The organism is Acidobacteriota bacterium (assembly GCA_016196035.1).
Taxonomy (GTDB): domain Bacteria; phylum Acidobacteriota; class Blastocatellia; order RBC074; family RBC074; genus JACPYM01.
Map to the genome: position 1 here is coordinate 1 of JACPYM010000118.1, position 8,310 is coordinate 8,310.

Below are 8,310 nucleotides of genomic sequence, written 5' to 3' on the forward strand. Positions count from 1 at the left end.
GCGGGCAAGCTCAGTCCTGCGCCCCATCCGGGGCGCGCGTGACTGGCGTGCGGGGTTCCGGTGGTTGCGGCGAGGCCTCCACCACCGGCGAATCTCCCGCGCGCCTCCGGCGCAAAGAATTGTCAAATCCGAGCCGAACTTTCTTACTGCGTAACATCAGCTTCTAAATTTCCATTGTGTCAGCGCCGTTGTTGCAATCGAATCTGCTGCTCCAAGTCGGCGCGTAACTGCGGATTCAATTTTAGGCAGAGCGTGAAATCCGCCTGCGCTTCGTCCGCGTGGCCTTGCGACAATCGAACGAGTCCGCGCTGGGCATACGCCTCGGCAAGGCGCGGATTGCACACGATGGCTTGCGTAAAGTCCGCCTCAGCCTGGCGCAGATTTGCTTTGGCCTTCCAAAACAGGCCGCGATTGAACCAGCTTTTATCCAAACCGGGATTGAGCTTGAGCGCCTGATTGTAATCGCGCAGCGCGCCGTCCAGGTCGCCTGTTTGTTGCCACGCTGCGCCGCGATCAGAGTAGGCCACAGCCGAAGCTGGATCGAGCTTGATCTCATGGGTGTAATCGCTGATGGCGCCTGCCAGGTCGTGCTTGAGCAACCGCGTGCCACCGCGACTGCCCCAGGCGTGCGCCAGGCGTGGGTTGAGCTTGAGCGCCTGGTTCAAATCGGCGAGCGCTTCGTCCAGGTCTCCTTGGTCGCGCCGCGCTTGACCCCGATTGGCCCAGGCCAGGGCCAGTTTGGGATTGAGTTCGAGGGCTTTGCTGTTATCACTGATTGCGCCAGCGAAATCGTCCAGTCTATACCGCACCACGCCGCGACACACATAAGTTCTTGCGTCGCGGGGATTGAGTTGGAGCGCGTGGTCAAAATCGGTCAGCGCCGCCGCCAGCTTGTCCAGTTGGACGCGCGTCGTGGCGCGGTCGTAGTAAGCCTCGGCATTGCGCGGATCGCTGGCGATGGCGAGATCGTAATCGGCTTCGGCCCGTCCATACTCGCCTTTGGCAAACCATTGATTGCCGCGTTCGAGATAAGAAGTCGCCGTGACGGCGCGCAGGTTTTGAGACTGTGCTGACGTGGTTGACAGACAGCCGTGCGCCAGCAGGCAGAAGATGGACAGTGTCAGGATCTGTTGTCGGTTCATAGTTCACCCCATTTCAATTAGCTGCTTGATGGAAAGGTAGGCGGAAGAGGTTCGGCCCAGGCTGATAGGAGGAGCAAGCTTTTCCAGGCGGGGCTGCTTTAGCGCTGTCGCCTGACAAAGCTCGCTCATCTTGTCCGAAAAGTTTGTGACTACTGCGGTGGCGTGATGCTCTGGCATTGCGGCGCGAGCGGCTCGATCTTGATGCGTTCAGCCTTGATCGTCGCGCACCGAGTGATGTCCGCGATGTTTCCGGTGGGGTCGCGGAATTCACGACTACCCACGCCGACAAATCCATCCTTTCCGGTCAGCGTCAGTCGTGTATTGATTTTGCCCGTGCCTAGAAAATTCCCTTGCGCATCAAATTCGTCCCGGATGGCGGTGAGGGCAAATTCATTGCCACCCATGTGTTCCCACACGCCGTGTTGTTCGCCGTAAAAGGGGCCGCCGGGCCCAGTGCGGATGTAGACGCTGAGTCCACCACCACGTGCAACGGTAATGTAAGCGCGTTGGGACGGAGGCTGCGGTACACCGGGTGGAACCACTGGCGTGACCGTGTATGCCCAAGCGCCTTCCAATTGCTGCGCCTGCGCCTGTCTGGCTTGCTCCAGTACATCAAGGATGCCGCCGCCCTGTGCGGCAACGCGAGCAGTGGTTGGTTCAGCGCTCGACTGAGCGCGCAGGCTGGCCGCAGGAACGGCAATCAGCGTGGCCAGGATCAACGCTAAGATGATTCTTGTCGCAAACTTTTGCTGTTTCATTTGCTCTCCTCTAGGTTTTGCTCAGGCGACGGTCTGCACTCACCGCCTGTCGGGTTGGGTGGTTTGCCGCGCCACCCGCGTGGCTGCTGGCGCGCGCGGCTGCGGCGGAATTGCTGTCAACAGTGCGTTCTGACAGCACGAAACAACAAGGCCTGGAGCATCAGCGGCAGCTTGCGGATGCGGGCGCTCCCCTCTGCGTTCAACGGTGTTACGGCTTACATTGGTGTAGGCGTCAACGACGGCGGAAAGGCGACAGCCCCGCGGCAGGGTTTTTGCCGCGCTTCGCGCTGAAATAGCGCGGCTGCCGGGCCTGTGCTAGAGTGCGCCGCGTCAGGGTGTTCAATTCATAAGCTCATCGCACAAATATGGCGGCTGTTTCCACACACGAAGTCACGCAATTGCTGTTGGCTTGGCGCAACGGTGATCAGGCAGCGTTCAATCAATTAATTCCACTGGTCGAGGCCGAGTTGCGGCGGCTGGCGCGCTTGCGGCTGAAAGACGAACGGCACGACCACACGCTGCAACCATCCGCGCTGGTCAACGAAACGTATTTGCGGCTGTTCGGTGAAACGGCCATTGCCTGGCAGGATCGCGCGCACTTTTTTGCCGTCGCCTCTGACCGTATGCGCGAAATTCTGATTGACCACGCGCGCCGCCGTTTGCGCGCCAAACGTGGCGGGCAAAGCGTGCACGTTTCGCTGACGGCGGCGGCGGAATTGGGCGTCGAACCCGCCCTTGAAATTCTGGCGGTCAATGAAGCCCTGGCGACCTTGGAACGCGCTGACCCGCGCCAATGCCGCATCGTCGTCCTGCGTTATTTCGGTGGCCTGACCGAAGAGGAAATCGCCGCCGTGCTGGACATCTCGAAACGCACGGTGCAACGCGAATGGAAATCAGCCCGCGCCTGGCTTTACAGTCAACTCAAAGCTCCTTCCCTGGGAGCTGAGGCAAACGTTGAGTTGGGGTAGTGGCTCAAGCAGGGGAAGCAAAGAGACGATACGGAACAGACGGAATGAACGGAACAGACGGAAACTAAATCGAAGCACGCCACCTTGGGGGAGTACCGCGCGCGTCAGCAAACGGTCTTTGGCAATGCGAGCCAATGTGCGTAAGGCCACGGCCCCGCTTGCTGACGCGCGCGGTACTGCCCTGTGTCCCAATCTTAGTTGTTCCGATTTAGCCAACCCGCTTGGTTCCGCCTGTTCAGTTATTTCCGTTTGTTCCGTAATCTCTCTCCCCATTGATTCACCACCTGAGTTAAACCCATGACGCCTGAACACTGGCAACGCCTCAAACAACTTTACGAAGAAGCCGCCGCGCTGCCCGTGCCAGCCCAGCAAGCCATGCTGGACCGGCTCGGCGCGCCAGATGCCAAAGATGCCGCATTGCGTGACGAACTTGAACGAATGCTCGCCGCCGATGCGGACTCGGCGTTTTTGTGCGCGCCCGCCTTATCGGCGGCCACAGTGGCTGAGCGGCCCCTGATGCTGGCGGGCCGCCGCCTGGGTCATTACGAGGTGCTGGAACCGTTGGGCGCGGGCGCGATGGGCGAGGTTTATCTGGCGCAAGACCTGCAACTGGAACGGCGCGTTGCGCTCAAGGTCTTGCCCGCCGCCTTCACGCGCGAGCCGGAGCGCTTGCAACGCTTCATCCGCGAGGCCAAAGCCGCTTCGGCGCTCAATCATCCCAACATCATCACCGTGCACGAATTCGGCGAGGCCGCGTTTGAAGCGGGCAGCGCGGTCGCCCCGGAAGCCGGGCTGGCCTATTACATCGCCACCGAATACATCGCCGGTCAGACGTTACGCCAGCGCCTGGCCGAAGCGCCGGAGCGGCGGTTGCCGCTCACCGAAGCGCTAGCCGTGGCCGCGCAAATCGCTGCCGCGTTAGCCGCCGCGCATGCTGCCCACATCATCCACCGCGACATCAAACCCGAAAATGTCATGGTGCGGCCTGACGGACTCATCAAGTTGCTCGATTTCGGTCTTGCCAAATTGACCGAGCCATTGGTTGATGCGCCCACACTATCGCCACGCAGCGAGAGCAGCGCGGGCGGTGTCGTGCTGGGCACGCCGCGTTATATGTCGCCGGAGCAGGCGCGCGGCGAAAAAGTGGACACACGCACCGACCTCTTCAGCCTGGGCGTGCTGCTTTATGAAATGCTCGCGGGCCGCCCGCCGTTCAAAGGCGCAACGGCGAATGAAACCATCGCCGCGATCCTGCGCGACGAACCGCTGCCGCTGGGCGCGCATCTGCCCATTACGCCCGCCGTGTTGGAACGCCTCGTTGGCCAACTGTTGTGCAAGGAACGCGGCGCACGTTATCAAACCGCCGACGCCCTGTTCGCCGATTTGCAGGCGTTGAAGGAAGAAGTGGAAGCGCAGGTGAAAAGTGGCAAGAGTTGGCCGAGTGGCAAGTCGCCGCTGCTCGACATGGCGCGCCGACCATTGGAAGCGCTCACCACAGCCTTGCGCGGTCTGGCTGATCGAATCCAAGGCCGCGAAACTGGCTTGCCCGCGCCGCCCGCGCTGTCCGTGTTAAACGAAAAAGACCTGCTGCTGTTGGCTGATTTCGAGAATCAGACCGGCGACCCGGTGTTTGACGGGACGCTCAAACAGGGGCTGGCGATTCAATTGCGCCAATCGCCTTTCGTAGGCCTGTTTCCCGAAGACCGCGTGCGCCACACGCTGCGCTTGATGAAACGTGCGGCGGACGAGCGCGTCACCGTGCCCATCGCGCGCGAGATTTGCGTGCGCCATAACCTGAAGGCGCTCATCGCCGGTTCCATCGCCCCGCTCGGCAGTCATTACGTCATCACGCTCGCCGCCATCCACGGCCTAACCGGCGACACAGTGGAAAGCGAGCAGGTCGAAGCCAAAAGCAAAGAGCAGGTCTTGCGCGCGCTCTCACAGGCCGCCGCCCGGCTGCGCGCCAAACTCGGCGAGTCGCTGCATTCGATCCAGCAATTCGACACCGAACTGGAAGAGACCACGACGCAAAAGCTCGAAGCCTTTCAGGCTTACGCGCTGGGTTACGAACAGACGCTCAATGGCCGCATCTTCGACGCCATCACGTTGTATCAGCGCGCCGTCGAACTCGACCCCGATTTTGCCTATGCCTGGAGCATGCTTTCGATTCATCACAGCCACAGCGGGCGTCCGGGGCTGGCTGCCGAATATGCCGAGAAGGCGTTTGCCGTGCGCGAACGTGTGAGCGATTACGAACAACTGCAAATCACCTTCCGCTACCATCTCAATGTCACCGGCGACATGAACCAGGCGCTGGAGGCGGCGATTCTGTTCAAGCGCATGTACCCGCGCACCTCGACCGCGCCGATTGATCTGGTCGCCATTTACGACCTAATCGGACGCCACGAAGCCGCCGTCGCCGAAGGCCGCGAAGCCGTGCAACTCAATCCCACCTTCGGGCCGGCCTATTGGTATCTGGGCCGCGCGCTGTTGCGCGTCAGCCGCTTTGCCGAAGCCAAAGAAATTTTCCGGCAGGCGCTCGCCCAGAAATTCGATGTGATCAACATTCACGCCGCGCTGTATCAGATCGCCTTTGCCGAAGGCGACACGGCAGGCATGCAACAGCAACTCGACTGGGCGCAGGGCAAGCCGGAAGAGTTCGTTACGCTCGATTGGCAAGCAGGCGCGGCGGCTTGCACAGGCCAATGGCGCAAGGTGCAGGAACTCGCCCGCCGCGCGATTGACCTGACCGCACGCGGCATGACCAAAGAACTGGCGGCGCGTTACGCAGCGGAACAGGCCTTGCGCGCTGCGATTTTGGGCGACTATGCGCAAGCGCAAGCCAACGCCGAACAAAGCCTGGCGATTGATCGCGGACGCGCCACGCTGCCACGCGCGGCGCTCGCCCTGACATTGAGCGGTGCCATACAACCGGCGGAACGGCTGCTGGATGAACTGCGCCAACGTTACCCCGATGACACGGTCATCAATTCAATCTGGCTGCCGGTGTTGCGCGCGGCTTTGTTGCTGACGAATGAAGCGTCCGATGGAATGGCGGCAGCAACGCAAGCCTTGGAGCAATTGCACACTGCGGCGAATTACGAAGCGGCGGCGGAATTCTGGCCGCAAAGCTTGCGCGGACAGGCTTACCTGCGGCTCGGACGCGGCGACGAAGCCGCCCAGGAATTTCAAAAAATCCTGGCCCAACGTGGTCAGGCGCCGTTTTCGCCGTTGTATCCATTGGCGCATTTGGGGCTGGCACGGGCGGCAGTGTTGCGGGGAGATGAAACGCAACGCCAGCAGGCTTGGGCGGCGTTTGCGGCGGCGTGGCAGGAAGCGGATGCTGACCTGCCAATGTTGCTTGAGGCGCAAAGCGCGAAACCAGGCGAGTCGCTGAGTTCGAGCCAGCCGTTCAGTACCGCGCTGGAAGCAACCACGACGCGGAAGCAAGAAGCTTTTCAGGTTTACTCGTGGGGCTATAAGCAATCGCTCAGCGGCAGATTCATGGACGCGATCCAGCTTTACCAGCGCGCCGTCGAACTTGACCCTGAATTTGCCTATGCCTGGAGTATGCTCTCGATTCACCACAGCATCATCGGCCAGCCAGAGTTAGCCGGTGGCTATGCGGCGCAAGCCTATGCCTTGAAGGAGCACCTGAGTGATTACGAGCAACTGCAAATCACCTTTCGCTATCATTTCAATTTCACCGGCGACATGAACCAAGCGCTGGAAGCAGTGTTCCCCTTCATGCAGACATTACCGCGCACGTTCACGGCACCGAGTGATCCATTAGCCGTGCTTGGGGACCACGAGCAGTCGGTCTCGCAGGCTGGGGCGCAATCGCGGTCACGTTTAGTCGTCTATGACGCGCTGGGCCGCCACGAGCAAGCCCTCGCCGAAAGCTATGAAGCCATGCGTCTCAACCCCAACTATGCGCCCGTCTACTGGTATCTAGGGCGCTCGTTGCTGCGTGTGAGCCGTTTCGCCGAGGCCAAAGAGATTTTCCAGCGAGTACTCGCACAGAAATTCGATCTGTCGAACATTCGCGCCGCGCTTTACCAAATCGCCTTTATCGAAGGCGACACGGCGGGCCTGCAACAGCAACTCGACTGGGCGCAGGGCAAGCCCGAAGAATTCGTCACACTCGATTGGCAGGCGGGCGCGGCGGCCTGCGCGGGCCAATGGCGCAAGGCGCAGGAACTCGCCCGCCGCGCGATTGACCTAACCGCGCGCGGTATGACCAAAGAACTGGCGGCGCGCTATGCGGCGGAACAAGCGCTACGCGGCGTGATTTTGGGCGATTATGCGCAAGCCCAAGCCAACGCCGCACAAAGCCTCGCGATTGATCGCGGACGCGCCACGCTACCACGCGCGGCGCTCGCCCTGACGCTCGGCGGCGCGGCGCAACCGGCGGAAGTCTTGATGGATGAAATGCGTCAACGCTACCCCGATGACACGGTGATCAATTCGATTTGGCTGCCGGTGTTGCGCGCGGCCCGCTTGCTGGCGGCAGAATCACCAGGTGTTGAAGCGGCGGCGCAGGCGTTGGAGCAATTGCACACCACGGCGAATTACGAAGCAGCGGCGGAATTCTGGCCGCAAAGTTTGCGTGGGCAGGCTTACCTGCGGCTTGGACGCGGCGCGGAAGCAGCGCTGGAATTTCAAAAGATACTCGACCAGCGCGGCCAGGCGCCGTTTTCGCCGTTGTATCCGCTGGCGCATTTGGGGCTGGCACGGGCGGCAGTGTTGCGGGGCGCTGAAACGCAACGCCAGCAGGCCTGGGCGGCGTTTGCCACAGCGTGGCTGGATGCGGATGCCGATTTGCCGGCGCTGTGTGCGGCGCAATGCGAGTTTCAATAACTGATGTTACGCAGTGGAAGTTTGACGATTCAGTTTGACCGTGAAAGACGGCGGTTTTTGCGCGCCTCCGGCGCGAAGAAGACTGCCAAATTAAAACTCAATCTTTTCACTGCGTAACATGAGTTAATAAGTCTGAACCCTCCGGCGGCGGCTACACCTGAAGTCACGCTACGGATAGATAACAAGGCGCGGGTTGGTTCGTTTGTGGTGATGCGCGTTTGTTTCAGGGTAGCCATTCTTTGCGAAAACGTACCGCAGATTTGGCAACCTGCGGTACGTCTCAACTCAACCGGACTTACGCGGACATCACGCCGAGTTGCCTGAGCCAGCCCAGCAAGTCAGTCGCTATCACTCTCCTCGACAGATTTGCCATTGCTGACACGCGCCAGTGTCAGGCCGGACGAGGTGACTTGCTGGCCGGTTGGGGCAATGCGCGGGAAGCTTCAGCCTAGATCAGTTTGCAATTGAATGTACGGGCGGCGCGCTCCGGGGCAGTACCGCGCGCGTGAGCAAGCGGTGCGTCAACGCTGGCGGCTTATGGCATACCCAGAGTCTCCGCTTGCTGACGCGCGCGGTACTGCC

The 8,310-nt window shown here is 61.0% G+C and carries 4 protein-coding genes; 2 read left to right on the forward strand and 2 right to left on the reverse strand.

Annotation, left to right across the window (positions count from 1 at the left end; all coding sequences use genetic code 11):
- Positions 1-179: 179 nt before the first annotated feature.
- Together HY011_33470 and HY011_33475 are read right to left on the reverse strand one after the other, a co-directional pair.
- Positions 180-1,142 (reverse strand): tetratricopeptide repeat protein, encoded by a 963-nt coding sequence (locus tag HY011_33470; protein ID MBI3427859.1) that lies wholly within the window; start codon positions 1,140-1,142, stop codon positions 180-182.
- A gap of 149 nt (positions 1,143-1,291) precedes the next feature.
- Positions 1,292-1,900 carry a hypothetical protein gene (locus tag HY011_33475; protein MBI3427860.1) on the reverse strand — a complete coding sequence of 203 codons (609 nt, stop codon included), beginning with the start codon at positions 1,898-1,900 and terminating at the stop codon, positions 1,292-1,294.
- A 365-nt stretch (positions 1,901-2,265) separates the two neighbouring features.
- On the opposite strand from HY011_33475, the gene HY011_33480 reads away from it, so the two are divergent.
- Positions 2,266-2,868 carry a sigma-70 family RNA polymerase sigma factor gene (locus HY011_33480; protein ID MBI3427861.1) on the forward strand — a complete coding sequence of 201 codons (603 nt, stop codon included), beginning with the start codon at positions 2,266-2,268 and terminating at the stop codon, positions 2,866-2,868.
- A gap of 297 nt (positions 2,869-3,165) precedes the next feature.
- The gene (locus tag HY011_33485) at positions 3,166-7,728 is read left to right on the forward strand and encodes a protein kinase (GenBank protein MBI3427862.1); all 4,563 of its coding nucleotides are present in this window, start codon (positions 3,166-3,168) and stop codon (positions 7,726-7,728) included.
- Positions 7,729-8,310 lie beyond the last annotated feature (582 nt).